This window comes from Streptomyces gossypii (assembly GCF_025165795.1).
GTDB lineage: Bacteria > Actinomycetota > Actinomycetes > Streptomycetales > Streptomycetaceae > Streptomyces > Streptomyces gossypii.
The window spans coordinates 143,964-168,204 of the sequence record NZ_JAJAGO010000012.1 but is presented as its reverse complement, the minus strand read 5'-3'; the positions used below and the strand labels follow the sequence as shown (position 1 = coordinate 168,204).

The following is a 24,241-nucleotide window of genomic DNA, read 5'->3' as shown; positions in this document are numbered from 1 at the left end:
TGCCATGTCTCTGCCATGCCTCTGCCGTGTGGCTGTCATGCCCGAGTCGCGGCCCCTCAGCAGCTCCTCAACCGCACTGCCAGGTGAACATGGCCCGGTCGAAGCGCAGCGCGGCCAGATCGGCCGGGCGTATCAGCCAGTAGAGGACCCCGCAGTCGCCCCACATCATGTCGGCGGCGCCGTCCGTGTCGAACTGGGCGAGGAGCGTCCAGCCGAGTGCCTCCGCGGCGAGCGCCGGATCCTCCCAGGAGAGCCGCCCGCCCAGCGCGGGGTGCGCGACCTCGAACTCCACCGGCTGCTGCACCGGGTCGGCATGGCCGCCTACGCGGTGCTCCGGCTCGTCTCCGGCGAGATCCCACAGGGCTTCGAGGAAGTCGTCCCCATGGACCGGGTGGTCGTGCACCTCGGACGAGGGGCGACCTTGAAGGGCGAACTCCTGCTCGACGAGGGGGTGGTACGGATCGGGCGCCGTCATCTCCACCTGGGCGGTCAGCTGGACCTCGGGGTAGGGATCCAGGTCGGCGGGGGTCTTGCGCGCGGATACGGCGGTGCCCGCCGGGACATACAGCACCTGTGCGCCCTCGCTGGTCCCTGGTTCCATGGCCAGGACGAGGGCCTCGCCGCCGTCCAGCTGGCCGTCGAAGTAGAAGAACTCCAGGGTGCCCCGGCTCGGCATCGCCGGATCCAGGGCGCCGGAGGGCAGCTCGGCGCAGTCGATGGAGCCGACGAAGGACAGCGGCCCGTGCCCCTCCCACACCGGCCATTCCATGGTCTCGGGCAGCTCCGGGGACCCGCCGAGCCGGGCGGCCACCGGGTCGGAACCAGCCGCGGCGGTGAGCCGTATGCCCGGCCGCAGCAGACCGGTCCACCGCTCGGCGACGTCGGCGGGCAGGTGTGCGCGGGCGAGTGCGTGCAGGGCTTCCGCCGTCTTGTCCATGCCCCTGATGATGCACGGCCCCACTGACATCCCGGCGCCCGCCCCGGTGTTCGCGCCGGGCCCCCATTCCTGACTCCGAACCGCCCTTGGCTGCGGCCGGGTCAGGCGAGGAGTTTCGCCGCGATCGCCCTGGCCCGGCGCATGGGCTCGGCGCTCCGCTCACGCGCCGCTGTGACCGTGGCCCCGTCCATGAGGAGCATGAACTGCTCGGCCAGCGCGTCGCATTCGCGGTATCCCGCGTCGCGCAGCAGGACGGCGACGAACTCCGTGACCGCCCGCTTGTGCGCGAGGGCGAGAGCGTGCACAGGGCTGCCGGCGTCGGCGAACTCGGCGCCGGCGTTGATGAAGGCGCAGCCCCGGAAGCCGCCCCGGGTGCCGTCCTCCGCCAGTGCGTCGAAGACGTCCAGCGGAGTGCCGCCACGGTCGGCGACCGCGCCCGCCAGCCAGTCGCGCCAGCTGCGGTCGCGCTCCTTGAGCACCTCGCCGACCAGCTCGTCCTTGCTGTCGAAGTGCCGGTAGAAGGAGGCGCGGCCCACGCCGGAGGAGGACAGCAGGGCCTCCACGCCGACCGCGCGGATCCCCTCGGCGAAGAACAGCTCCTTCGCCGTCTCCAGGAGGCGCTCGCGGGCGTGGGTCGGCATGCGCCCACGGTAGCCGACATTGACGGCAAACGGAAACAGTCGGTACCGTCTCGCCGGACGGTACCGATCAGTGCCGAATTGACTCCCCCTGAGCCACGATCTGTGAGGCACCCGCATGGACGCCGAAGCCCGGAGCAGACCCGGCCTGCCCGCCGACACGGCCCCCGCCCCGGACCCGGCGGCCCCCGCCCCGGACCGCGCAGCCCCGGACCCCAGCCGGGCCCGATGGGCAGTGCCGGTGCTGGGCTTCGCCACCTTCGCCGTCGGCACCGACGAGTTCGTCCTCGCGGGCGTACTCCCCGAAATCAGCGACGGCCTGGACGTGCCGGTCGCCGCCGCCGGCCAGGTGGTGACCGTCTTCGCGCTCACCTGTGCCGTCCTGGCCCCGGTCCTGTCCACGGTCCTGGCGGCGCGGTCGCGCCGCGCCGTACTGCTGAGCGCCCTCGCCGTCTGTCTGCTGGGCAACATCGCCACCGCCCTTGCCCCCGGATTCGGGTGGGTACTGGGAGCGCAGGTGGTCGCGGCGGCGGGCGCCGGTCTCTTCGTACCGACGGCCGCCGTCACCGCCGCGGCGCTCGTACCAAAGGAGCGGCAGGGCCGCGCGATCGCCGCCGTGACCACCGGGTTCACGGCCGCCACCGCGCTGGGTGCGCCTATCGGCACCGTCATCGGCGGCGCGCTGGGCTGGCGGGCCACCATGTGGTTCGTCGCGGCGCTCGCCGTACTGGGGCTGCTGGGCGTACGCACCCTGGTCCCCGCACGCGTCCCCGCCGCGGCGCCGGCCGGGCTGCGGCAGCGGCTGCGTCCGCTGCGCGAGCCGAGGGTGCTGGCCCTCCTCGGCGCGACGCTCGCCGGATTCACCGCGGTCTACATCCCGTACACCTACATGGCGGTCGTCTTCGAGCCCGCCACCGGCGGCAGCGCGGGCAGACTCGCGGCCCTGCTGTTCACCCTGGGCGTCGTCGGCACTCTCGGCAACATGGGCGCCGGGGCGATCGCCGACCGGATCGGCGGCCGCCGGGTGGTGGGCGGCGCGCTGGTCTGGCTGATCGGCTGCCTGCTGGTGATGCCGACGCTGATCGGCGGCTTCACGGCCGGTGTCGCGGTCATCGTCCTCTACGGAGCCGCCGCGTTCGCCCTCACGACGCCCCAGCAGCATCGCCTCATCACGCTCGATCCGGCCGCCGCGCCGGTGCTGGTGTCCCTGAACGCCGCGATCCTCTATCTGGCGATCGCACTGTCCGGCGTGCTCGGCGCGGCGGGGATCGGCTGGGCCGGAGCGCACGCCCTTCCCTACTTCGCGGCCGGACTCGCGGCGGTCGCGCTGCTGCTGTCCGAACTGGCGCACCGGCTCACCCGGACAGGGCCTCGGTGAGCTGAGCCGCCGGGGTCAGTACCAGGCGCGGCGTACGGGGCCGTGCGGGTCCTCGGTCAGGGTCCAGGCCCCGTCGATGCGCATGACGCGGCGCGTGGTGCCGTACGGTTCCCAGCCTGGTTCGCCGGTGGCCGCGAAGGCGACCCAGGCCGCGTGCATCCGCGCGGCCAGGTCCGCCGGCGGTGCCTCCGGGCCGAGCAGGGCGTGGGGGCCGTGCAGGGCGGGGAGTGCGGCGCGGTCGAAGACGAACGGCAGCTCCATGCCGTGAGCCGCGCCCAGCTCACCGCCGGGCGTGTCCGCCGTGCCGCCGCCCGCCGTTCCGTCACTCAGCGCCTGCGAGCGCCAGGCGAACTCGAAGACATGGGTGGTGGATCCGGGATGGGCGGCGTGCGCCTCGGCCAGCCGCCTGCTGCCCGCGCCGAACAGGGCGTCGCCCAGGATCGCGGAGCGCAGCTCCCCGTGTGACGCCCGGGGCCGCTGGGTGCGGTAGGCATCGACGAGGCCGGCGGGGTCGCGGTGCGCACGGGCCGCGATGGCCTGCACGTCGGCCGCCGTCGAGGAGGACAGATCGCCCTGCGGCGCCAGATAGAGGTTGCCCTCCTCGGTGTTGGTGCCGATCAGCAGGTCCACCCCGGCGGCCCGGCCGGCGGCGATGGACTCGGCGGGCTGCCGGTCCAGTACGACACTGAACGGGCTGAGCCCGAGCAGCGGGTCGGTGTCGCTCCCGGTTCCCAGCTCCATACCCGCCAGTTGAGGCATGATCTCGACGAACCGGGCATCGGGGAGCTGGGCGAACGCGTCCGCACGCGGTTCGACGCCCAGCGCGTCGGCGGCCGCGCGGGTGACCCGGGCGGCCTGCTCGGGGGTGAAGGCGCCCAGCCCGCTGCCGCTCTGCATGATCGCGCGCCGCAGCGGCAGGCCCTCCGGACCGGTGCCGTCCTCGGAGGCCAGCACGGCTCCGACGACGGTGGCTCCGGCGGACTGGCCGAAGAGCGTGACCCTCCCGGGATCGCCGCCGAAGCCCGCGATGTTCTCGCGTACCCAGCGCAGCGCGGCGAGCACATCGAGCACCCCGCGGTTGTCCGGCGCGTCGGGCAACTGGAGGAATCCCGGTATGCCGAGCCGGTAGTTGAGCGTCACCAGGACGACGCCGTCACGGGCGAACGCGGCGCCGTCGGCGACCGGCGCGCGGGTGGACCCGGCGACGAAGCCGCCGCCGTGCACGAAGACCAGCACCGGCAGGCTCGCGCCCGCGCTGCCGTCCCGGCCGCTGGGCGTCCACACGTTGACGGTGAGGTAGTCGTCCCCGGGGACCCAGCCCGGCCCGAAGTACGGGGACATGTCCAGCTTGCCGAACGCGTCCCGGCGGGGCTGCGGCGCGGTCGGTCCGGGGGCGGTGGCGTCCCGTACGCCGTCCCACGGCGCGTGCGGAAGCGGGCGGGCGAAGCGGGCCGCGCCGGTCGGGGGCGCGGCGTAGGGGATGTCGCGGAAGACGGCGATGCCCTCCTCGTGCCGCCCGCGTACGGCACCCTGCGCGGTCGTGACCACGGGGCCGGCGCCGGGCCGGTTGTGGTGCGTGCTGCTCATGTCGTGCTGCCTCTCTCAAGAAGTGTGCGGTGGTGAAGCCGGGCGTCAGAGCTTGGCGAAGGGCGCCCATTCCTCGATCGCGAACTTCCCGCCCTCACGCCGTACTTCCGCCGCGCCGTGACCGCCCAGATGCGCGGGGAAGACCAGCGCTCCGTGGTCTGCCGCCCAGCCCAGAATCCGGTGGCGGGTGGTGCGGGCGCCCTCCGGGTCCTCGCAGAAGCAGCTGTTGGCGTCCGGTTCCATGATCTGCACCGGGCTGTGCAGCAGATCGCCGACGAACACCGCCCGGTCGGTCCCGGAGCCGAGGGTGATCACGGACGAGCCGGGCGTGTGCCCCGGAGCGGCGTCCAGCCGGAGGTTGCCGTCGATCCGGTGGCTGCCCTCCCACAGCAGGGTGCGCCCCGCCTCGTGGACGGGGGCGACGCTGTCCTCGAAGACGTTCTGGTTGCCCCTGCCGAGCCGGGGCTGGTGTCCGTTCGCCGGGTTCCAGAAGTCGAAGTCGGCCCTGGGCACGAGATAGGTGGCGTTGGGGAAGGTCGGCACCCACTCCCGTCCGTCGAGGTAGGTGTTCCAGCCGACGTGGTCGACGTGCAGATGGGTGTTCACCACCACGTCCACGTCCTCGGGGCGGACTCCGGCACGGGCGAGATTGCCCAGGAAGTCCGTCTCCAGATGGCCCCAGACCGGTGCGTACGGCCGCTCCTTGTGGTTGCCCACGCCCGTGTCGATGAGAATGTTCCGGCCCTCGCTGCGCAGCAGCCAGGTCTGGATCGCCGAGACGCAGACGTTCGTCGCGGCGTCCAGGAAATCCGGCACCAGCCAGGAGCGCCCGGATTCCCAGACGTCCTTCGGGGCCTCCGGAAAGAAGGTGTCGGGCGTCATTCCGACGGGCCCGAAATACTCCTCGACGCGGGTGACGGTGACCTCGCCGAGCGTGATCTCATCCATGCTGTATCCCCTGGTGGTTGACTGGTACGAGAAGTCTCCGGCGGGCGTGGCGAGGGGGGTATCGGACACATGACTGCACTTGACGCACCCCCCGTGCTCATCGGCCGCGAGGCGGAGACCGCACGGCTGTTCCGGCTGCTGGACTCCGTACGGACGGCCGGGCACGCCCCGGCGCACGTCCCAGCGCACGTCCCGGCGCACGCCCCTGGCCTGGTCCTCAGTGGCGACCCGGGTGCGGGCAAGACCGCCCTGCTGGCGGCCGTCGTACGCCGGGCGGAGGCGCACCACTGCCAGGTGCTGCGTGCGGTGGGCAGCGAATCCGAGGCGCGGCTCCCCTTCGCCGCGCTGCACCAACTGCTGCGCCCGGTGCTCGGACCGGGGCCGGTGCCGGGACCGGTGCTGGGCCCAGCACCGGGCGGGGCGGAGCGGTCGCTGCCGGAGCGGCAGCGTGCCGCCTTGGACATGGCCTTCGGCCTCCGGGAGGCGGCGGCACCGCCCGACCCGATGCTGCTGGGGCTCGCGGTGCTGACCCTGCTGTCCGGGCTGGCGGAACGGACACCGCTGCTGGTGGTCGTCGACGACGCCCAGTGGATCGACCGGGCGTCGCTGGACGCGCTCTCCTTCGCCGCCCGGCGGCTGCACGGCGAGCCCGTCGTGCTGCTGGCCGGAGTGCGCAGCGGCGAGCTGCTGCCCGGCTTCGACCGCGACCTCCCGTTGCTCGCCCTGGGGCCACTGGACGGCGCGGCGTCCCACCGGCTGCTCGACCAGCTGCCCCAGCCCCCGTCCGGGCGCCGACGGATGCGCGTCCTCAGCCAGGCCGGAGGAAATCCGCTCGCCCTGCTCGAACTCGCCCGCACCCCTGAGCCGTACGGCCCGGTGGTCGGGCCGCTGCCACTGACCGGCCGGATCGAACGGCTGTATGTGGACCGCTTGGAGGAGTTGCCCGAGGAGACCCGGCACGCGCTGCTTTCCCTGGCGGCGGCGGACTCGGTGGAGGGCACGGCCCCGCCGACGACCCCCCTCGCTGCCCCGCCGGCACCCCACGACGGGGCATGGACGCCGGCCGAGGAGGCCGGACTGGTGCGGGCGACGGGCGGCCGCGTCCGCTTCCGGCATCCGCTGGTCCGCTCCGCCGTCTACCACGCCGCACCGCCCGACGCGCGCCGTGAGGCCCACCGCGCCCTCGCAGCGGACCCGCAGGCGGAGGAGGACCGGCGGGCCTGGCACCTGGCCGCCGCCGCACTGCCGCCCGACGCCGCCGCCTCGGCCGCGCTGGAACGCACCGCGAGTCGTGCGCTGCGCCGGGGCGGGCACGCCGCCGCTGCCGCCGCGCTGGAACGCGCCGCCCAGCTGGCCCCCGACGCGCCCCGCCGTGCCCGCCTGCTCGCCGAGGCGGCCGAGACGGCTGTCCTCACCGGCCAGCTCGGATGGGTACGGGAACTGGCCGAAGGGGCGACACAGCTGTCCGACGACCCCGCGCTGCACGCTTCCGTTGAGCTGCGGGTCGGTCAGCTGATGGTGTTCAGCTCTCAGCACTCGGCCGCGTTCGCCCTGCTGGCGGGCACGGCACGTACGGCGGCGGGGGCCCCTTCCGTCCCCGCCCCCGCCCCCGCGCTCGCCCTGGAGGCCCTCGCTGCCGCCGCCGTTGTCGCCTTCTACACCGGGGACGCCTCCCAGCGCACCGAGATCCGGCGGATGGCGGCCCGTTTCAGCTCTTCCCCCGACGGTTCCCGCGACCCCCTCAACGCCGCCCCGCACACCGGCAGCGACACCGACACCGCTGGCACGCTCACCTGGGTGCGGGCAGTGACGGACCCGTACGCCAGCCGCCCTGGACTGGTGACCGCACTACCCCGGCTGATCGCCGACGCGGCCGACCGTCCCGCCCGACTGCTGACCCTCGCCATCACCGCATGGCTGCTGGACGAAACCGCCTTGGCCGTCCACGCGTTCGACGAGGCGCTCGGCCAGCGGGAGACCAGCGGCGCCCTGCCCGCCGGGCTCGGCGGCGCCGCAGGCTGGGCCTATCTGGAACGGGGCCGCTGGGCGCAGGCCCGCCTGGTCTGCTCCGACATCATCGAAACGGCCACCGCTACCGGCCTGGACCACGCCTCCGCCTGCGCGTTCGTTGTCGAGGCCACCCTGCTGGCACTGACCGGCGACACCTCGGGCGCCCGCGCCCGCGCCGCCGAGGCGCTGACGCTGGTCGACCCGCTGGAGAGCCGTTCGATCGCCGTCTACGCCCGCCGGGTGCTGGGCACGGCGGCGTTGGCGGAGGGCGACCACGCGACGGCGTACGAACACTTCAGGCGGGTCTTCACCCAGAGTGGCGACCCCGTGCACTACCACGCCTCCAGCCCGGCGGTCGCGGACTTGGCGGCGTCGGCCGCCCGCAGCGGGCGCACCGAGGAGGCCGCCGCACTCGTGGAGCGGGTGGCCGCGCACTGCGCGGCGGCCGAGGGCGGCCTCTCCCACAGCCCTTCACCCCGCCTGGCGGCGCTGCTGCACCGGGCCCGCGCCCTGCTGGCCGCCACCGAGGACGCCGCCGAACCGCACTTCCGCGCCGCGCTCGCCACCGACGACGACGGCTCCGACGGCTCCGGCCGCGCCACTTCGGCCCACCGTCCCTTCGAACGCGCCCAGACGCTGCTGGACTACGCCGCCTGGCTGCGCCGCAGGCGCCGTATCGCCGAAGCGAGGCCCCTGCTCACCGAAGCGCTGGAGACCTTCCGCCGACTCGGCGCACACCCGTGGGTCACGCGGACACAGGCCGAGTTGCGGGCCTCCGGCGTCAGCGCGACCGCCGCCGAGGACGCGCCGCCGCACGCGCTGGCCGACCTCACCCCGCAGCAGCAGGAGATCGTCCGGCTCGCGGCCGGAGGGCTGACGAACCGGGAGATCGCGGCGAAGCTGTTCCTCTCCCCGCGCACGGTCAGCTCCCATCTGTACCGCAGCTTCCCCAAGCTGGGCGTCACCGCCCGCTCCCAACTGCGAGATCTGCACAGCCTGCACAGCCTCAGCTGATGAAACGGACATCCGGGTGCTGGGGCGAGGGCCCGTCCAGCACGGGGCGGGGCAGACCGCGCAGCGTGCTGTCCAGGAAAGCCGTGAGATACACCCGCTGGGCGGCCATGGAGCGTCGCGGATCGACGGTGCCGATCATGCCCGCGCGCAGCCCCTCCGGCAGTGTGAACGCTTGGTCGAGCTGCGGCACCAGCCACTGGTAGTCGGTGAACGAGTTGTGCGCGGCCGCCGGCCAGAAGGACAGATCGCGCTTCCAGCCCGGCGAATGCTCCCAGAGGGATTGCAAGGAGGCGGACGTACGGTGCGTGTGCGGCTCCACGGAACCGTCCTCGTGGAAGAGCTTCGCGCCCATCAGCAGGAACGGACGGTCCAGCCCTGCCTTGGCGACCGGCAGCAGCTCGTCCGGATCGGTCCAGTGCAGCCCCATCGGCGAGTCGAGAAAGACACCGGCGCCGATCCGGCGGTCCTGGTGCATCGCCATCGCCGCTGCCGCGCCGCCCATGGAGTGCCCGTAGATGCCGACCTTCCGCAGGTCCAGCGCCCCGGCCAGCCCGCGTGGCAGCCTGCGGCGCCCGGCGTCCGGGTTGCCGCCGTCGGTCAGCAGCCGCAACTGGTCCAGCACGAAGCGGATGTCGGCCGCCCGGATGTCGAGCGCGCGCTGCCATCGCGCCGACTGGTCCGTCATCTGCTGGAGTTCGGGGGAGGGGCCCACGACCCGGCCGTCGGCGAACTCCACCGGAGCCTCCCCCGGGTGGTCGATGGTGACGACCGCGTAGCCCTCGGACGCGAGCTGTCCGGCCATCGAGGTGCCCAGGGTGCGCGCGTTGTACATACCCGGGCTGAACAACACCACCGGGGTGCGGCCCGCGCGCCGCGACACGTGGGCCCCGGTCCGCGCGTGGGTGCGGGCACCGGCCCAGTCGATCGTGCCCGGTGGCAGGCCGAGCACCTCGGCGGCGCCCTGCCCGAAGAGCTCGGCCGCCCCGGGCCGCATGTACGGCGCCCGCGGTCGCCACCCGGGCCCGGTGCTGCCGGCGTCTGCGGCATGGGTGCCGTCGGCGGCGTACCAGACGCTGACCATCAGTTCCCGTCGCCGCGTCGCGTCCCAGGGGTCGGCTCGCCGTTCGTCGACGAGGTGCAGTTCGACGGTGCCCACGGCGTACGGGCCGGCCGGCCGGGGGAGCGTGAGCTGTACGGGCCGGGGGTGGCCGCCGTCACGGCTCCCGGTGCCTCTTCGTTGGCTGCCCGACAGGCCGAAGGCCGGGGCGGCGGTGGGGACGGCGGCGGTGAATCCGCCGGCGACGAGTGCGCCGACGACAGCGCGCCGGGTCGTCCTGAGGTGTGGGGAACGCCTGTCTGCTCGCATGCGGTGAACTCTGCGGCAGCCATGTGGCGTTCCGCACCGGTCGTCCGGCGGCGTCACACCCTTCCTTTCGTCACTTGAAGTACTGGCGGGGTGTCAGCCCCACCGTGCGGTGGAACGCCGCGACGAACGAGCTGGCGGAGGCGTAGCCGACCCGCCGTGCAACCGCCTCCACCGTCAGGCCGTCGGCCAGCAGCAGCATCGCCGCCCGCATCCGTACCCGCTCCCGCCACCGGCCGAAGCTCATCCCCGTATCGGTCGTGAAGAGGCGCGCCAGCGTGCGGGCGCTGGCGCCGACCGTCAGCCCCCACTCGGCCAGCGAACGGCCGTCCGCCGGATGCGCCGCCAGCGCCTCCGCGACCCGGCAGGCCCGCGGATCGGCCGGGTCGGTGACGGAAACGGTGTGCACGGAGACGGGCTGCAGCAGGTCGAAGACCACCGCCTCGGCGCGGGTCCGCGCGGCGCGCGGGAGCTCCGGTGCGGCCAGGTGGTTGATCAGCTCGCGCAGCAGCGACGGTACGGCGACGACGGTCGGTTCCGTCCAGCGGACCGGACAGCGCGCGGGCACCACGTACGCGCTGCGCATCACCGCGGCGCCGCTGGGGCCGGTGGCGTGCCGGATACCGGCCGGGATCCACAGGGCGAGGGTGGGCGGCAGCAGCCAGGTGCCCGTGGCGGTGCGTACGGTCACCAGGCCGCTGGGGGACCAGGCCAGCTGGTGCGCCCGGTGCTCGTGGGTGTGGAACCAGCGGCCGACGGACATCGCGAAGCTGGCGATGACGATGGCCGTGGGCGGTGGCGTGCCCGGGTCCTGCGGCAGTTCCTGTCCGTTTGGCGACATCGCTTGTCAGCCTAGCCCGTAGCAGCCACGACGGGCCGGCCGTAGCGTCGTGCCCATGCCGATGAACCGATCACACCGCAAGTTGTGCAGCTCCGAGAAATGGGCGCGGACAGTGAAGGAAAGGGTGCTGCCCTGGGCCCTCGCCGACGTCGAACTGGGCACCGACGTACTGGAGATCGGCCCTGGTTACGGCGCGAACCTGCGCGTCCTGGTCCAGCAGGTGCCCCGGCTGACCGCCGTCGAGATCGACGGGGCGACGGCACGGCTGCTGGAGCGTGACTACGGCGAACGGGCCCGCATCGTGCACGGCGACGGCGCCGCCATGCCGCTGGACGACGCCTCGTACACCTCCGTCGTCTGCTTCACCATGCTGCACCACGTGCCGACGGACGAGTTGCAGGACCGGATCTTCGCCGAGGCGTACCGGGTGCTGCGACCGGGCGGAGTCTTCGCCGGGAGCGACAGCCAGCCCAGTTTCCGCTTCCGGCTGCTGCACGTGCGCGACACGATGAACACGGTGGACCCGGCCACCCTGCCCGCCCGGCTGTCGGCCGCCGGATTCAGCGGGATCGCGGTCGACCTGCACCCGGAGAGCGGGTCACTCCGCTTCCGCGCACGCAAGGACTGAGCCAAGGTTCACGCTGGCGTCCGGCAGCGTGCTGCTCGTCGTGCTGCTCTCCGCCACGCCGCAGAGCCGCACCTTCCGGGTAGCGCGGCTGCCGCTCGGCTCAGAGCTTCTTGGCGTAGCAGCGGCTCTCGTCGTGGAAGCGGTAGTGGCCGAACTTGGTGGCGGGCGCATAGCCGCAGGAGCGGTAGAGCGCGATCGCCTCGGGCTGCTCGGTGCCGGTCTCCAGCACCATGCGGCCGCGCCCCGCCTCGCGCGCGCTGTCCTCCAGGATCGCCAGTATCCGCCGGGCCAGCCCGCGCCCTCGCGCCGCGCGGACCACGAACATCCGCTTGATCTCGGCGTCCCCGTCCGCGTAACCCTCGGCGCTGTGGTTCTGCGTCCGCCAGCCACCGGTGGCCAGCGGCTGCCCGTCCTCGTCGTACGCCAGCAGGTACAGCCCGTGCGGCGGGTCGAACATCTCCGGGGCGAGCGGGGTGACGTCACTCTCCCCGTAGCGCTCGTTGTACTCCTCCTGAACGATGCCGTTCAGCTTCACCGCGTCGGGGTGGTCGTAGCGGACGGGAACTATCTCCATTCCGGCATCGTAATGCCGCCCCCGTCCCGGCCGGAGGCCGATGTCAGTGGAGTGGGGCAGTCTGGAGGGCATGGAATCTGGACGGAGCACCTCCGGGCTGGGGACGGTCGTGGTGACAGGCGCCGCCGGGCGCATCGGGCGGGCGCTGCGGGCGGGGCTGCGGGAGCAGGCGTCCCGGCTCATCGTCACGGACCGGGAGCGGATCGCACCGCAGTCGCCGATGGAAGAGGTGCACCGGCTGGATCTGCGCGACGCCGACGCCGTGACGGCCGTCCTGGCGGGCGCGGATTCTGTCGTGCATCTGGGCGGCATCCCGGACGAGGCACCGCTGCCGGATCTCGTCAGCAGCAACATCCTGGGCACGCATCACGTACTGGAGGGCGCGCGGCTCCAGGGGGTTGCCCGGGTGGTACTGGCCAGTACCAACCGTGTCACCGGCTTCTACCCGGTCAGCGAGACGCTCACCCCGGAGCGTCCCCCGCGGCCGGACGGGCTGTACGGGGTCAGCAAGGTCGCCCTCGAAGCTCTCGGGCAGCTGTACGCGGACAAGTTCGGGCTGTCCGTGGTCGCCCTGCGCATCGGGAGTTACGAGGAGGAGCCCAGTGAGCCGCGCCATCTGACGACTTGGCTGAGCCCGCGCGACTGCCTCGGTTTCGTCCGGGCCGCGCTCACCGCACCGGACGTGCACTTCGCGACGGCGTACGCGGTATCCGCCAACACTCACCGGTTCTGGGATCCAGGAGCGGGCGAAGCCCTGGGTTACACCCCGGTGGACGACGCCGAGGTGTTCGCGGAGCGGATAGCCGTGCACGCCGCGCCCGACGAGGCGACGGACGCCGAACGGGAATTGCAGGGCGGAGTGTTCACCAGCCCGGACTTCACTCTCCGGCATCTCCGAGACGGGGGCGGTAGGGATACCCCCACCTTGAGGCGGCGGCCACCCGGTTAGCGACGGCGCGCGGGAGAAGGAAGGCTGAACCCATGCCCGAGACGACCGCGTTCCCGTCCGCATCCCGCTACCCGTCCGCATCCCGCTACGCGACCGAATCCCGCTACCCGTCCGCGCCTAGCGCCCTGGACACCGCCGCACCCCGCGCGGGTCGCTTCGGCCGCGAGCTCGGCTATCTGCTCACCGGGCTTCCGCTGGGAGTTGCCGCCTTCGTGGTCGCGGTCGCGGGTTTCTCCCTCGGAGTGGGCAGCTTCGTCGTACTGCTCGGACTGCCGGTCCTGGCAGGGACATTGAGGGCGGCCCGGGGCTTCGCCAGGGTGGAACGCAGGCGGGTCGAGGCCGTCCGAGGACGCAGGCTGCCCGCGCACCACTACCGGAATACGGCCGGTGCGGGGGTCCAGGGGTTGCTGCGTGCGCTGCTGGAGCCGCAGTCCTGGCGCGACCTGGCGCACATGCTGGTGGCCTTCCCGCTGCGGATAGCGGGTTTCGTCATCGCGCTGGTCTGGACGGTCGCCGGTGTCGGCGAGCTGTTCTACGCCGTGTGGTCATGGTCGCTGCCGCGTAGCGAAGGGGAGGAAGGGCTGCTGGACCTGATGTTCGGCATCTCTTCTCAGGGAGCCGACATCGCGTTCAACACCGGCGTCGGCGTGGTGCTGCTGGCGACGGCGATCCCGGTGGTACGCGGTCTCTGCGCACTCCAGGCCGCCCTCGCCCAGGGCCTGCTGACGAACCGGACGGCGGCGGCCCGGGCGGAGTCCGCAGCTGCCTGACCCGCCGCCGCGACGGAGCCCGGGGCCGTCGCGGCCCCGGGCTCCTGCCTCCTCCCCGCTCAGGCGGTCACTTCGGTCACCTCGGTCAGCCGTTCGCGTGCCGGGCCTTCCGTGCCAGCGCGATCACACCTGCCGCAGCGACTGCCGCGAACCCGCTCAGCGCCAGCCCCGCCGCCCGCATGCCCTCGGTGAACTCCGCCCCCTTCAACTCCCCGCCGCTGCAGGCCGCGAGCAGCGCGCCCACCGCCGCCAGCGCGATGGTCTCGGTGGCCAGCCGCGCGGTGTTGAACAGTCCGGCCGCGGTACCCGCCTGTTCCGCCCGTACGCTGCTGATCGCCAGCCCGTCGAGCACACCCATGGTCAGCCCGGCCCCCGTGCCGATCAGCACGAGAGAGGCCAGCAACTCCCCGGGGCCGCTGTCCGGCCCGAGCGTCACCGCCAGCAGCAGTGCCCCCACCCCGCTGACCGCGACCGAACCGGCCACCAGCACGACGGACGGCAGCCGCTTCGCCAGCGCCGCTCCGAGGGTCGGCAGCAGCACCACGGGCATGGTCAGCATCAGCAGCCACACACCGGCCCGGCCGGCACCCAGCCCCACGACGTCGATCAGATACGAGGGCAGATAGACCAGCAACGGCACCAGGATGCCCATCAGTGAGCCCGCCGCCACCGCGTACGAGAGGAACCGGGGGTTGGCCACCAGACCCAGGTCGAACATCGGCTCGGACACGCGCCGCTCCACCCGTACGAACAGCGCGCCCAGGGTGGCGATCGCAGCGACGGCCAGCACGATTCCGGGGTGGGTGAACCCCAGCACCGGGCCTTCACCGAGGATGAAGATCAGCAGCACCAGGGGCAGCGCGAACAGGACCGCGCCCGACCAGTCGATCCCGTGCCCGCGCCGTTTCTGCGCCTGCCCTTGCCCCTGCCCGCCACCGCGCTTGCCGGGCAGCACCGGCAGGCCGGGTGTCAGCAGCAGCACCAGCCCGGCCACGGCCGCCGGAACGGCGAAGACCGCGCGCCAGCTCAGCGCGTCCACAAGGAACCCGCTGACCATCGGACCGAAGGCGGTTCCGACGCCGAGCACCGTGCCCAGCAGCCCGAACGCCCGCCCGCGCGCCGCGCCTTCGAACGTCGCCGCGAGGATGGAGGCCCCGGCGGTCGTGGCCGCCGCGGCACCGGCACCGCTGACCCCGCGCGCGGTGTTGAGCAGCAGCACGTCTCCGGCGAAGGCGCTGGTCATGCCGCCGACGAAGAACAGTGCGACACCGCCCGCGAACACCCGCCGCCTGCCGTGCACATCGGCCAGCGCGCCGGTGATCACCAGAAACCCGGCGAACGCGGCGTTGTAGCTGTTCACCACCCACTGGGACGCGGCAAGCCCGGCGCCCAGATCGCCGGTGATCCCGGGCAGTGCCACGGAGGCCCCGGTGATCGTCAACGGAAACATCAGTGACGACAGCAGTACCGTCACCAGTACGAGAACAGGAGGAGAGGGAGAACCCGAAGAGACCAGGGACCAGAGAGAGCCCGGAGAGCCCGGACGAGAAGGAGAAGAACGGGAAAAGGTGCGCACAGAATGCTCCGCCGTCTGGAACGTGGAGCCGCGCAGCCCGAAAAGCCGCACGGCAGCTGACGCTGGTACGGCGAACGTGGGTCAGGGAATCACGCCGCCGTTATGGGCGGCGCACCCTGTCTGAGAGGGGCACGGGAGCAGCGTACTCACCCCCGGCAGTCCCGGCACAACGGGATTTCCCCCGGAGCACGGTCGACCGCTCCGGCCGCACCCCTGGTCGAGCGCTGCGACCGGCACGGTCTACCTCAGGTTCAGAGGACGCGTTGGAGGTACCACTCGGCCGCGCCGTCCCCGGCGAGCGTGGCGCGGTCGCCCCGCGGGGTGAGCGTCCCGGCCGAAGAGTTGTCGGCGAGGCGGAGGGCGGCCGGCGAACCGTCGGTCGCGCCCTCGCCCCCCACCGGTCAGGGGCGCTGTGCCGGCGCGGCACGCTTCCATCAAAGGGTGGGTGGGGGGACCCGGGCGGGCTACCGGCCGTGAGCGGTGAGCCTCGGGAGGGGAGCCCCGGACCCGGATCGGCCCCAGGATTCGCAAGGCAGCGCCGCCCGGCCTCCACGCCCCACCCGGCAGAACATGTGTTTCACCTCATCGGCGGCAGCGCAGGGGCGCCCCACCGGTGTGTGGGAACCTGACCCGGTCAGGAAGCGGCGGGAGCCCGCCGCACCGCAGAGGACAGCGATACCGCGCGACCGCAGGAGCTTGTGTTGGACACGGTGACGACCGTCAATGTGAACGGACTGAGGGCCGCCGCCAAGAAGGGCTACGGCCCGTGGCTCGCGGCCACCGAGGCGGATGTGGTCTGCCTCCAGGAGGTGCGTGCCGAGCCGCACCAGCTGCCGGAGGAGATCCGCGATCCGGACGGCTGGCACGCCGTCTACGCACCCTCCGCCGCCAAGGGCCGAGCCGGTGTGGCACTGCTCACCCGGCGCGAGCCGGACGCCGTACGGGTGGGCTTCGGGGTGCCCGAGTTCGCCGAGTCGGGGCGCTATGTGGAGGCCGATCTGCCCGGCCTGACCGTGGCCAGCCTCTACCTGCCCTCCGGTGAGGTGGGGACGGAGCGGCAGACGGAGAAGGAGAGCTTCCTGGCCGCCTTCCTGCCCTATCTGCGGGACCTGCGCAAGCGGTCTGCCGACCAGGGCCGCGAGGTGCTCGTGTGCGGTGACTGGAACATCGCCCACCAGGAGGCGGACCTGAAGAACTGGCGCGCCAACCGCAAGGCCGCCGGTTTCCTCCCCGAGGAGCGCGCCTGGATGTCCCAGGTTCTGGACCCGGACGACGGCGGCTTCGTGGACGTCGTCCGCGCCCTGCACCCGGACGCGACCGGCCCGTACTCCTGGTGGTCCTACCGTGGCCGCGCCTTCGACAACGACTCGGGCTGGCGCATCGACTACGCGATGGCGACTCCGGGCCTGGCCCGGCGCGCGGTCAAGGCGTACGTCGAACGCGCCGCCACCCACACCGACCGCTGGTCCGACCACGCCCCGGTCACCGTCACCTTCGATGTGAGATGAGCCGCTCTGCCTCTGCCATGTCGGCGGCCTGCCGGCGCCTGGCCGCAGCCCACGCTTGGCGCATCCGCGCGACACGGTGCACGGCAGCCGTCACGTTTACCTCGAAGTGGTCCCAAGGGCTGTCCCGTGATCCCTGGCGGGCGCACAACGACAGCTACGGCACCTCGCTGCGTTGCCGGAACGCCCGGATACATCCGGTATGAGGACGCCCCTCCGCCTTGCGAAGCACCGCATCTGACGCCGCGCCTGATCCACCAGGGATTACGGGACAGCCCTTAGCCGCCACACGAAGGGACGGTCACACCATGAGCACCGCGACCGCTCGGCCTGCTCCCCCGTCCGTGGCGAACGCCGACTTCGCGGCGCGAGCCCTGCGGCCAGTGAAGAAATCCCTCGCCCGCTCGGGGACGCGCGTCCCGCACGATACGTTCGCCCATCGGTGCGACGAACTGCTGAGCCAACGATGATCCAGCAGCTGTCGCACGGCACGCGCAGACCTATGATGTGCTCAGAGCAGACGCACTTTCAGCTACGGACTCGGCCGCTCTGATCACCGCAAATATGGAAGGGCACGCCCATCATGAACTCCTCCGATCTGGGCGCGGCACCGTGGATCAAGAGCAGCTACAGCGGCGGCAACTGCATCGAGGTGGCCCCCGGTTTCCCCGGCGTCGTCCCCGTGCGTGACAGCAAGGTGCCGTGCGGGCCGGTAGTGGTGTTTTCGGGGGTGTCGTGGGCGTCGTTCGTCGCGGGAGTCAAGGGCGGCGCGGAGCGCCAGGTTCTCTGACCCGCAGGTGGTGATTGGAAGGAGTAGCCGTGTCGGATGTCAAAGCCGAGCTGGACGAGCTGATGCGTACCTTTCTGGGTGCGTTCACCAACACCGGGGGCCGTCGGCCGGACGTCGATGTGATCCGTGAGGTGTTCATCCCGCAGGGGGTGATCGTCAGCACTGCCGGTGACGAGCCCGTGTTCTACGATCTCGACGGGTTCATCGAGCCCCGGCAGAAGATTCTCACCGACGGGACGCTGACGGAGTTCTCCGAGTGGGAGGTCGCCGAGCGGACCGAGGTCTTCGGGTCGATCGCGCAGCGCTTCAGCGAGTACCGCAAGTCCGGTTTCCTGGACGGTGAGTGGTTCGAGGGCTCCGGCTGCAAGACCACGCAGTTCCTGCGGACGCCCGCCGGCTGGCGGATGAGCTCGATGGCCTGGGACGACGCGTAGGACCTGTCCAGCGGTCAGGCCGAGCGGTCAGGCCGAGTGGTCAGGCGGCTCGCATCGGCCACGACGTCAGCGCGCCGAGGATCATCGGCGCGTCGCCGCGGCGGGTGGCGATGAGGACTGGGCGGTCGCCGTCCCGGCATTCGATGACGATGCCGTCGAGCTTGTGGGCCTGCATCCAGGTGTCGGGGTCGCCGGGCTGGAACGATCGGACGCGTTCCACGGTCAGCGTCTCCGGCAGAGCCCGGAGGACGGCGTGTCCACTGGGGTCCGGCGTGGTTGCCGGGGGTCCGTCGCCCACCACGAGGTAGGAGAAGCCGTCCACGCTGTACGGGACGTCGCCTTGTACGGACGCGGGCACGCACCGTCGCTTCTTGGTGTGCACGGGAACGATGTCGCTGGTGTCGGCGGCCTTCCTCATGCGCCGTCGCAGCCACCATGCCAACAGCAGGCCCAGCAGCAGGGACGGAGGCACAGCGGCTGCCATGACCACGAGCGCTTCCCGCACGCTGCCGGCCATCATGCCCGCCACGCAGCCGAGCGTGCTCAGAGTGGCGCCCGCCCCCCATGCGGTGGTGAACCCCCAGGGGACCAGTGTCTTCGCGAACGGGGCGCGGTAGCGGACCCACCAGCCGGTCGCCAGCAGCATGAGCCCGAAGGGCAGCAGCATGAGGGCGAAGGCAAGTGCGAAGCGCCAGTCGTTGGCGGGCGAGGCCCAGGCCTCCTGGGCGGCGGAGCCGAGCCGTACGGTGCTGATCTCGCCCTGCCAGTACGTCAGAGTCACCTTGTCGCCGACGCGCACGGCGTCGTACACCGGCCGGTGCCCGTCCATGCGGATGCGCTGCACGGTTGCCGAGTCCTGTTCGGTCAGCAGGAGCCAGTACTTCTGCCCCCTGCCCGTGGACTGGTTCTCCGTGCCCTTGACCACGCCGGGAGCGGTCGCCGTGCAGGAGTCCGATCGCGTGCCGGTCGGGCAGGCGGGCGCCGTCTCGTACTCGCGGATGTCCGCTACCTTGACCGCCACGAGGGCGGACAGCCCGATGGAGACGAGTACGAGCAGCAGGCCGATACCGGCGGGCAGCCGGCTCTTCCACGCGGGGGACGCATCTCGTGTCCGTTCTGTCATCCTCGCCGCCCCCTTGCGTACACCCTGTGACCACAATCGGTCGTGTTCCTTCACATTCTGCCCGCACATCGGACACGTGCGGGCAGGAGGGGTGTCCTGTTGCCGCTGGCGATGCAGACGGCCGGGCTACTCCTCGGCCGGGGAGTCCTCCAGCCAGGCGTCGAGTTCGGCACGGACGCGGCGGTCCATGGCGAGGCCCAGCTCGGCCTGGACGACCTCCTTTGCCAGCGGGTTCACCCGTTCAAGGGTGTGGCTGATGCGCTCCGCGTCCGTGCCTGAGAGTTCGCCGCTGAGCAGATGGGTGCGGACGACGTCGCTGAAGACCGCGGCGATCGCGTCCGTGTGCACGCGCAGTTGGCGTCCGGCGGCCAGTACGGCGGAGAGCGGGATGCCCTCCTGGACGAGTGCGGCCGAGGCGTCCAGCAGGCGGCGGCTGACATGGACGATCTCGTCGCCGTCGACCGCGACATAGCCGATGTCCAGGGAGTCGGCGAGATTCTCCGTGGTGATGTCGTCCGCGAAGTAGCCCGCCAGGTCCTCCGGGGAGAGCCGGACCGGGATCTCCTCGGAGAAGGGTGTCGCGAACATGGTCTCCAGGCCGAGCAGTTCGGCCGCGCTGTGCCCGACCCGGCCCTGCTCGAAGGCGCTGAGGAGATCGGCGATGCCGCCGAGGGTGTGGCCACGGGCCAGGAGTGCGGCGATGGTGCGCAGCCGGGCGAGGTGGTGTTCGTCATACCAGGCGATACGGCCCGCGCGCCGGGGCGGCGGCAGCAGCTTGCGTTCCCGGTAGAAGCGGAGGGTGCGCGGAGTGATCCCGGCTTCCTCGGCGAGCTCGGTGGCACGGAACTCGCGAGGGGTGGTGTGGGGTGCGGTCTGCGGAGCGGCGCCGGGGGGTGTGCTCGGGGTGGTCTCAGGCTCCGGCGGTCCGCCCTCTTCGGCGGCCCGCTCCGGGCTCGCTTCGGCGGCCTGCCGTGCAGGCGCGGACGCGTCCGCGTCCTGCGGTACCTCGTGTCGCTCGTCTGGAATCCCCACGCCGCCAGCCTATGACGGCCGCGCGTGCCGTGAGCCGGATGTGGAGGCACGGAAAGATCGTGTAACCAGCGGTAACTTCCTCTGCCGTGACTCTACCCATCGGTAGCCGACTGCTTTAGTCTCCCAACCATGCCAGTGATTGCTGGCGCGGTCAGTGGGCCGTAAGACAACCCTCGGAACTCTCGGGAGGCGACGGCATGGCAGCCGAGCGCGAGCGCGAGCAACAGCACGTACGGGTGGCGGTGATCGGATCCGGATTCGGCGGCCTGGGGGCGGCCGTACGGCTGCGCCGCGCGGGTATCACGGACTTCGTCGTCCTGGAGCGCCGGGATTCGGTCGGCGGGACCTGGCGGGACAACAGCTATCCGGGGTGTGCGTGCGACGTACCCTCACACCTCTACTCCTTCTCCTTCGCCCCCAATCCCGGGTGGCCACGCACCTTCTCCGGACAGAGCCACATCCGGGCCTATCTGGAGCGGGTCACCGACACCTTCGGGCTGCGCCCGCATCTGCGCCTCAACTCCGAGGTCATCCGGATGACCTGGGACACCGAGGAACTGCACTGGACCATCGAGACAGGGGCGGACGGCGGGTCGACGCTCACCGCCGACTTCGTGGTCAGCGCCACCGGCCCGCTCTCGGACCCGAAGATCCCGGATTTCCCCGGCCTGGAGACCTTCGAGGGAAAGATCTTCCACTCCGCGCAGTGGGACCACGACTACGACCTGCGCGGCAAACGCGTCGCGATGGTCGGTACGGGCGCCTCCGCCATCCAGATCGTCCCGGCCATCGCGCCCGAGGTGGAGCGGCTCACCGTCTTCCAGCGCACCGCGCCCTGGGTGATGCCGCGTGTCGACCGCCCGGTGACCGGGCCCGAACGCTGGCTGCACGACAGGGTGCCGGGTACCGGCACGCTGCGCCGCCAACTGCTCTGGGGCCTGCGCGAGTTGCAGGTCAGCGCCTTCACCAAGCACCCGAACCGCCTGGGTCTTGTCGAGAAGCTGGCCTCCGCGCACATGAAGCGGGCCGTCAAGGACCCGGCGATGCGCGACAAGCTGACCCCCGACTACCGGATCGGCTGCAAGCGCATCCTGCTGTCCAACAGCTACTACCCGGCGCTCGCACGGCCCGACGTCGACCTGGTCGCCTCCGGCCTGAAGGAGGTACGCGGCAGTACGCTGATCGCGAGCGACGGCACCGAGACCGAAGCTGACGCGATCATCTTCGGCACCGGGTTCCACGTCACCGACATGCCGATCGCGGAGCGGGTGAAGGGCGCCAACGGCACCACCCTGGCCGAGGAGTGGTACTCCGGCATGAAGGGCCTGCGCGGCTGCACGGCGGCGGGCTTCCCCAACTTCCTGACCGTCATCGGGCCCAACACCGGCCTGGGCAACAGCTCGATGATCCTCATGATCGAGGCCCAGCTCAACTACATGGTCGACTACCTCCGCCAACTGGACACCCTCGGCGGCAAGGTCGCCTTCGACGCCCGCTCCGCTTCCGTGGAGGCGTGGAACGCGCACATCCAGGACCGGATGAAGCGCACGGTCTGGAGCACCGGCGGCTGCGACAGCTGGTATCTGGACGCCAACGGACGCAACACCACGGTGTGGCCCGGTACGACCACCGAGTTCCGCAGGGTCACGCGGCAGATCGACCTGTCCGAGTACGAGGTGCTGCGCGCGCCTGCGCCTGCGCCACCGCCCGGGACCGGGACGGCGAGCGGCAGGACGCGGCGGGCCGAGCCTGTCGCCGCGGGGGAGGAGGGGCGATGACCGACCATGCCGCCTTCGCAGCCGTGGACTTCACCCCGCCACCGCCGCGCGGCACCCGTACCGTCCACTCCGCCGACGGCGCGGCGCTGCACGTGGCGGAGTACGGCGCGCCGGGTGCGCCCGCCGTCGTCCTGGTGCACGGCTGGACCTGCTCGATCGCCTTCTGGGCCCCGGTCATCCGGGCGCTCGTCGCCGACGGCCACCGGGTCATCGCCTACGACCTGCGCGGTCATGGCGCCAGCCCGGCGGCCGACCCCGCCGGATACGGCACCCGTGTGCTCGCCGACGACCTGTGCGCCGTGCTGGAGGCCACCCTCGCGCCGGGCGAACGGGCAGTGCTCGGCGGGCACTCCATGGGTGCGATGACCCTGATGGCCGCCGCCGAGCACCAGCAACTGCGCGCGCGGGCTGCCGCGTTGATGCTGTGCAGCACCGGCAGCGCCCATCTTCTTGCCGAGTCACGGGTGCTGCCGCTTCGGCCGGGGCGGCTGCGCGAGCGGCTGCACCGCACGGTGCTCGGCAGCAGCCTTCCGATGGGGCCGGTCACACCGGTGGCCCGGAGCATTCTGAAGTACGCGACGATGAGCCCGGGTTCGGCTCCTGAGCGGGTGGACGTCTGCGCGCGCATCGTGCACGCCTGTCCGCGCCGCGTGCGGGCGGCCTGGGGGCATGTGCTCGCCACCCTGGATCTGCGGCACGGGCTGTCCCGGTTGACGCAGCCGACCGCCGTCGTCGCGGGCACCGCCGACCGGCTCACCCCGTACGCCCACGCGCGCCGGATGGCCGCCGCGCTGCCGAACTGCACTGGTCTGACAGGACTGACCGGGCTCGGGCACATGACGCCCGTCGAGGCACCCGAGGCGATCACCGGCGTGCTCACCGGCCTCGTACGGGACCACCTCACCGGCCAGGCCGGGAAGACGGAGCCCGCCGCAAAGCCAGTCGAAAAGCCAGTCGCAAAGCCAGCCGCAAAGTCGGCCACGAAGCGCGTCGCGAAGGCGTCCGCGAAGGAGGAGAGCGCATGAGCCGCAGGGATCTGGACGGGCAGGTCGCCGTGGTCACCGGTGCCGCGCGCGGCATCGGCGAACTGCTGGCACGCAAGCTGGCGGCCCGTGGCGCGCGGCTCGCGCTGGTCGGGCTGGAGCCGGAAGCGCTCCAGCGGGTCAGCGCCTCCCTGGGCACCGAGGCGCGCGCCTGGCACGCCGATGTCACCGACCACCGTGAGATGGTCCGGGTCGCGGCGGAGGTGGGGGAGCACTTCGGCAAGGTGGACGTGCTGGTCGCCAACGCGGGCGTCGCCTCCGGCGGTCCGTTCGCCGACTCCGACCCCGAGTCCTGGCGGCGGGTCATCGAGGTCAATCTGATCGGCGGCTCGGTCACGGCCCGTGCCTTCCTGCCGCTGCTGGTCGCCTCGCGCGGCTACTTCCTGCAGATCGCCTCGCTGGCGGCGATCACGCCGGCGCCGATGATGAGCGCCTACTGCGCCTCCAAATCGGGTGTCGAGGCGTTCGCGCACTGTCTGCGCGCGGAGGTAGGGCACAAGGGCGTACGGGTGGGTGTCGGCTATCTGAGCTGGACCGACACCGACATGGTGCGCGGCGCGGACGAGGATGCCGTGATGCGCGATCTGCGCGGCAAGCTCCCCTGGCCCTCGAACAAGACCTATCCGCTGGGCCCCGCCGTGGACCGCGTCGTCGCGGGCATAGAGCGGCGCTCGCACCATGTGTACGCGCAGTGGTGGCTGCGCGGTATGCAGGGCATACGCGGGTATCTGCCACCGGTCATCGGCCGGGTGGGGCAGCGCGAGATGGCTCGGTTCGAGCCCAGGCTGGCGGATTCCGACGGTCGGACCGGACTCGTCGGCGCGGGCGGCGAGGCGGACGAGAAGGCCCGCGCGGGGCGGTAGGACCTGGGTCTGTTGTCCGGACCGTGCTGAACCCGGCGTGATCCACACGACAGACCCCAGGGGTGCACCCGCCCCGTGGCCGGGTGCACCCCTCACACACGCGCGCTGCGCGTCCCTCTCGCGCGAGACCGCCGGGACCGGACCCTCAGACGGCCATGCCGCGCGGGCCTTCGGCCTCGCCCTCGCCCTCGTCCCTCATGCCCCGTTCCGGCTGCTCCGCCTCTTCGCCGTAGCCCTGCTGGGAGCGATCGCGCTCTTCCTCCACACCGCCGCGCTGCTCCTGCTGCTCGCCGCCGCGCCGCGTGCCGCCTTCGCTTTCCATTCCGCGCTCTTGTTCCTGCTGTTCTTCCTCCATGCCGCCCTGCCGCTGCCGCAGGTCGTCCTGGGCTTCCTCGGACTGCTCGGGGAACTGGTCAGATATACCCATGATTGCTCCAAAGCACGTGAAACGTACGGGGAC

At 72.2% G+C, this 24,241-nt stretch carries 22 protein-coding genes; 11 read left to right on the top strand and 11 right to left on the bottom strand.

Annotated features, from left to right (window positions below; all coding sequences use genetic code 11):
• Positions 1-67: 67 nt before the first annotated feature.
• Positions 68-937 (bottom strand): YwqG family protein, encoded by an 870-nt coding sequence (locus LHJ74_RS24780; RefSeq protein WP_260220423.1) that lies wholly within the window; start codon positions 935-937, stop codon positions 68-70.
• 101 nt (positions 938-1,038) lie between these two features.
• A complete protein-coding gene (locus LHJ74_RS24775) occupies positions 1,039-1,578 on the bottom strand; it encodes a TetR/AcrR family transcriptional regulator (RefSeq protein ID WP_260220422.1) in 540 nt (179 codons plus the stop codon).
• A gap of 115 nt (positions 1,579-1,693) precedes the next feature.
• Here LHJ74_RS24775 and LHJ74_RS24770 point away from each other — a divergent pair, with 115 nt between their 5' ends.
• Entirely contained in the window at positions 1,694-2,953 is a 1,260-nt protein-coding gene (locus tag LHJ74_RS24770) for an MFS transporter (protein WP_260220421.1), read from the top strand.
• Between the two features lie 15 nt (positions 2,954-2,968).
• On the opposite strand, the gene LHJ74_RS24765 is transcribed toward LHJ74_RS24770, so the two are convergent.
• Together LHJ74_RS24765 and LHJ74_RS24760 are read right to left on the bottom strand one after the other, a co-directional pair.
• Positions 2,969-4,540, bottom strand: a complete 1,572-nt coding sequence (locus LHJ74_RS24765; protein WP_260220420.1) for a carboxylesterase/lipase family protein — start codon at positions 4,538-4,540, stop codon at positions 2,969-2,971.
• Positions 4,541-4,585: 45 nt separating this feature from the next.
• Positions 4,586-5,488 (bottom strand): MBL fold metallo-hydrolase, encoded by a 903-nt coding sequence (locus tag LHJ74_RS24760; RefSeq protein ID WP_260220419.1) that lies wholly within the window; start codon positions 5,486-5,488, stop codon positions 4,586-4,588.
• Between the two features lie 69 nt (positions 5,489-5,557).
• On the opposite strand from LHJ74_RS24760, the gene LHJ74_RS24755 reads away from it, so the two are divergent.
• Positions 5,558-8,512, top strand: a complete 2,955-nt coding sequence (locus LHJ74_RS24755) for a helix-turn-helix transcriptional regulator (RefSeq protein WP_260220418.1) — start codon at positions 5,558-5,560, stop codon at positions 8,510-8,512.
• Here LHJ74_RS24755 and LHJ74_RS24750 read toward each other — a convergent pair.
• Both LHJ74_RS24750 and LHJ74_RS24745 read right to left on the bottom strand, forming a co-directional pair.
• On the bottom strand, positions 8,505-9,878 hold the full coding sequence (locus LHJ74_RS24750; RefSeq protein ID WP_260220417.1) for an alpha/beta hydrolase family protein: 1,374 nt from the start codon (positions 9,876-9,878) through the stop codon (positions 8,505-8,507). The genes LHJ74_RS24755 and LHJ74_RS24750 overlap by 8 nt on opposite strands.
• Positions 9,879-9,948: 70 nt before the next feature.
• The gene (locus LHJ74_RS24745; RefSeq protein WP_260220416.1) at positions 9,949-10,716 is read right to left on the bottom strand and encodes an AraC family transcriptional regulator; all 768 of its coding nucleotides are present in this window, start codon (positions 10,714-10,716) and stop codon (positions 9,949-9,951) included.
• A 55-nt stretch (positions 10,717-10,771) separates the two neighbouring features.
• Here LHJ74_RS24745 and LHJ74_RS24740 point away from each other — a divergent pair, with 55 nt between their 5' ends.
• Positions 10,772-11,344, top strand: coding sequence for a class I SAM-dependent methyltransferase (locus LHJ74_RS24740; RefSeq protein ID WP_260220415.1), 573 nt, complete (start codon positions 10,772-10,774; stop codon positions 11,342-11,344).
• A gap of 100 nt (positions 11,345-11,444) precedes the next feature.
• Here LHJ74_RS24740 and LHJ74_RS24735 read toward each other — a convergent pair whose 3' ends face one another.
• Complete coding sequence (locus tag LHJ74_RS24735; RefSeq protein ID WP_260220414.1) at positions 11,445-11,918, bottom strand: GNAT family N-acetyltransferase; 474 nt, start codon at positions 11,916-11,918, stop codon at positions 11,445-11,447.
• Between the two features lie 70 nt (positions 11,919-11,988).
• Between LHJ74_RS24735 and LHJ74_RS24730 the strand changes: the two genes are divergently transcribed.
• Together LHJ74_RS24730 and LHJ74_RS24725 are read left to right on the top strand one after the other, a co-directional pair.
• Positions 11,989-12,867 (top strand): NAD-dependent epimerase/dehydratase family protein, encoded by an 879-nt coding sequence (locus tag LHJ74_RS24730; RefSeq protein ID WP_260220413.1) that lies wholly within the window; start codon positions 11,989-11,991, stop codon positions 12,865-12,867.
• Between the two features lie 32 nt (positions 12,868-12,899).
• Positions 12,900-13,637 carry a sensor domain-containing protein gene (locus LHJ74_RS24725; protein WP_260220412.1) on the top strand — a complete coding sequence of 246 codons (738 nt, stop codon included), beginning with the start codon at positions 12,900-12,902 and terminating at the stop codon, positions 13,635-13,637.
• Between the two features lie 85 nt (positions 13,638-13,722).
• Here LHJ74_RS24725 and LHJ74_RS24720 read toward each other — a convergent pair whose 3' ends face one another.
• Positions 13,723-15,111 (bottom strand): MFS transporter, encoded by a 1,389-nt coding sequence (locus LHJ74_RS24720; protein ID WP_260220411.1) that lies wholly within the window; start codon positions 15,109-15,111, stop codon positions 13,723-13,725.
• Positions 15,112-15,914: 803 nt separating this feature from the next.
• Here LHJ74_RS24720 and LHJ74_RS24715 point away from each other — a divergent pair.
• The 3 genes from LHJ74_RS24715 (at position 15,915) to LHJ74_RS24705 (ending at position 17,942) form a co-directional block, all read left to right on the top strand.
• Complete coding sequence (locus LHJ74_RS24715) at positions 15,915-16,721, top strand: exodeoxyribonuclease III (RefSeq protein WP_260220410.1); 807 nt, start codon at positions 15,915-15,917, stop codon at positions 16,719-16,721.
• Between the two features lie 580 nt (positions 16,722-17,301).
• A complete protein-coding gene (locus LHJ74_RS24710; protein WP_260220409.1) occupies positions 17,302-17,508 on the top strand; it encodes a DUF397 domain-containing protein in 207 nt (68 codons plus the stop codon).
• Positions 17,509-17,537: 29 nt separating this feature from the next.
• Entirely contained in the window at positions 17,538-17,942 is a 405-nt protein-coding gene (locus LHJ74_RS24705; RefSeq protein WP_260220408.1) for a DUF4440 domain-containing protein, read from the top strand.
• 40 nt (positions 17,943-17,982) lie between these two features.
• On the opposite strand, the gene LHJ74_RS24700 is transcribed toward LHJ74_RS24705, so the two are convergent.
• Complete coding sequence (locus LHJ74_RS24700) at positions 17,983-19,065, bottom strand: hypothetical protein (protein WP_260220407.1); 1,083 nt, start codon at positions 19,063-19,065, stop codon at positions 17,983-17,985.
• 126 nt (positions 19,066-19,191) lie between these two features.
• Complete coding sequence (locus LHJ74_RS24695) at positions 19,192-20,097, bottom strand: MerR family transcriptional regulator (protein WP_260220406.1); 906 nt, start codon at positions 20,095-20,097, stop codon at positions 19,192-19,194.
• Positions 20,098-20,294: 197 nt separating this feature from the next.
• On the opposite strand from LHJ74_RS24695, the gene LHJ74_RS24690 reads away from it, so the two are divergent.
• The 3 genes from LHJ74_RS24690 to LHJ74_RS24680 are packed head-to-tail and all read left to right on the top strand — an operon-like array spanning position 20,295 to position 23,781.
• The gene (locus LHJ74_RS24690; RefSeq protein ID WP_260220405.1) at positions 20,295-21,875 is read left to right on the top strand and encodes a flavin-containing monooxygenase; all 1,581 of its coding nucleotides are present in this window, start codon (positions 20,295-20,297) and stop codon (positions 21,873-21,875) included.
• Positions 21,872-22,900 (top strand): alpha/beta fold hydrolase, encoded by a 1,029-nt coding sequence (locus LHJ74_RS24685; protein WP_260220404.1) that lies wholly within the window; start codon positions 21,872-21,874, stop codon positions 22,898-22,900. The genes LHJ74_RS24690 and LHJ74_RS24685 overlap by 4 nt, the downstream gene beginning before the upstream one ends.
• The gene (locus LHJ74_RS24680) at positions 22,897-23,781 is read left to right on the top strand and encodes an SDR family oxidoreductase (RefSeq protein WP_260220403.1); all 885 of its coding nucleotides are present in this window, start codon (positions 22,897-22,899) and stop codon (positions 23,779-23,781) included. Before LHJ74_RS24685 ends, LHJ74_RS24680 begins: the two co-directional genes overlap by 4 nt.
• Before the next feature lie 145 nt (positions 23,782-23,926).
• Here LHJ74_RS24680 and LHJ74_RS24675 read toward each other — a convergent pair whose 3' ends face one another.
• A complete protein-coding gene (locus LHJ74_RS24675; protein ID WP_260220402.1) occupies positions 23,927-24,208 on the bottom strand; it encodes a hypothetical protein in 282 nt (93 codons plus the stop codon).
• Positions 24,209-24,241: the final 33 nt, after the last annotated feature.

Excerpts from the sequence above, each read along its gene's own strand:
- LHJ74_RS24780 (WP_260220423.1), bottom strand. The coding sequence starts at position 937 with ATGGACAAGACGGCGGAAGCCCTGCACGCACTCGCCCGCGCACACCTG.
- LHJ74_RS24740 (WP_260220415.1), top strand. The coding sequence starts at position 10,772 with ATGCCGATGAACCGATCACACCGCAAGTTGTGCAGCTCCGAGAAATGG.
- LHJ74_RS24710 (WP_260220409.1), top strand. The coding sequence starts at position 17,302 with ATGAACTCCTCCGATCTGGGCGCGGCACCGTGGATCAAGAGCAGCTAC.
- LHJ74_RS24775 (WP_260220422.1), bottom strand. The coding sequence starts at position 1,578 with ATGCCGACCCACGCCCGCGAGCGCCTCCTGGAGACGGCGAAGGAGCTG.
- LHJ74_RS24760 (WP_260220419.1), bottom strand. The coding sequence starts at position 5,488 with ATGGATGAGATCACGCTCGGCGAGGTCACCGTCACCCGCGTCGAGGAG.
- LHJ74_RS24730 (WP_260220413.1), top strand. The coding sequence starts at position 11,989 with ATGGAATCTGGACGGAGCACCTCCGGGCTGGGGACGGTCGTGGTGACA.
- LHJ74_RS24725 (WP_260220412.1), top strand. The coding sequence starts at position 12,900 with ATGCCCGAGACGACCGCGTTCCCGTCCGCATCCCGCTACCCGTCCGCA.
- LHJ74_RS24675 (WP_260220402.1), bottom strand. The coding sequence starts at position 24,208 with ATGGGTATATCTGACCAGTTCCCCGAGCAGTCCGAGGAAGCCCAGGAC.
- LHJ74_RS24755 (WP_260220418.1), top strand. The coding sequence starts at position 5,558 with ATGACTGCACTTGACGCACCCCCCGTGCTCATCGGCCGCGAGGCGGAG.
- LHJ74_RS24685 (WP_260220404.1), top strand. The coding sequence starts at position 21,872 with ATGACCGACCATGCCGCCTTCGCAGCCGTGGACTTCACCCCGCCACCG.
- LHJ74_RS24745 (WP_260220416.1), bottom strand. The coding sequence starts at position 10,716 with ATGTCGCCAAACGGACAGGAACTGCCGCAGGACCCGGGCACGCCACCG.
- LHJ74_RS24735 (WP_260220414.1), bottom strand. The coding sequence starts at position 11,918 with ATGGAGATAGTTCCCGTCCGCTACGACCACCCCGACGCGGTGAAGCTG.
- LHJ74_RS24750 (WP_260220417.1), bottom strand. The coding sequence starts at position 9,878 with ATGCGAGCAGACAGGCGTTCCCCACACCTCAGGACGACCCGGCGCGCT.
- LHJ74_RS24770 (WP_260220421.1), top strand. The coding sequence starts at position 1,694 with ATGGACGCCGAAGCCCGGAGCAGACCCGGCCTGCCCGCCGACACGGCC.
- LHJ74_RS24765 (WP_260220420.1), bottom strand. The coding sequence starts at position 4,540 with ATGAGCAGCACGCACCACAACCGGCCCGGCGCCGGCCCCGTGGTCACG.
- LHJ74_RS24700 (WP_260220407.1), bottom strand. The coding sequence starts at position 19,065 with ATGACAGAACGGACACGAGATGCGTCCCCCGCGTGGAAGAGCCGGCTG.
- LHJ74_RS24680 (WP_260220403.1), top strand. The coding sequence starts at position 22,897 with ATGAGCCGCAGGGATCTGGACGGGCAGGTCGCCGTGGTCACCGGTGCC.
- LHJ74_RS24690 (WP_260220405.1), top strand. The coding sequence starts at position 20,295 with ATGGCAGCCGAGCGCGAGCGCGAGCAACAGCACGTACGGGTGGCGGTG.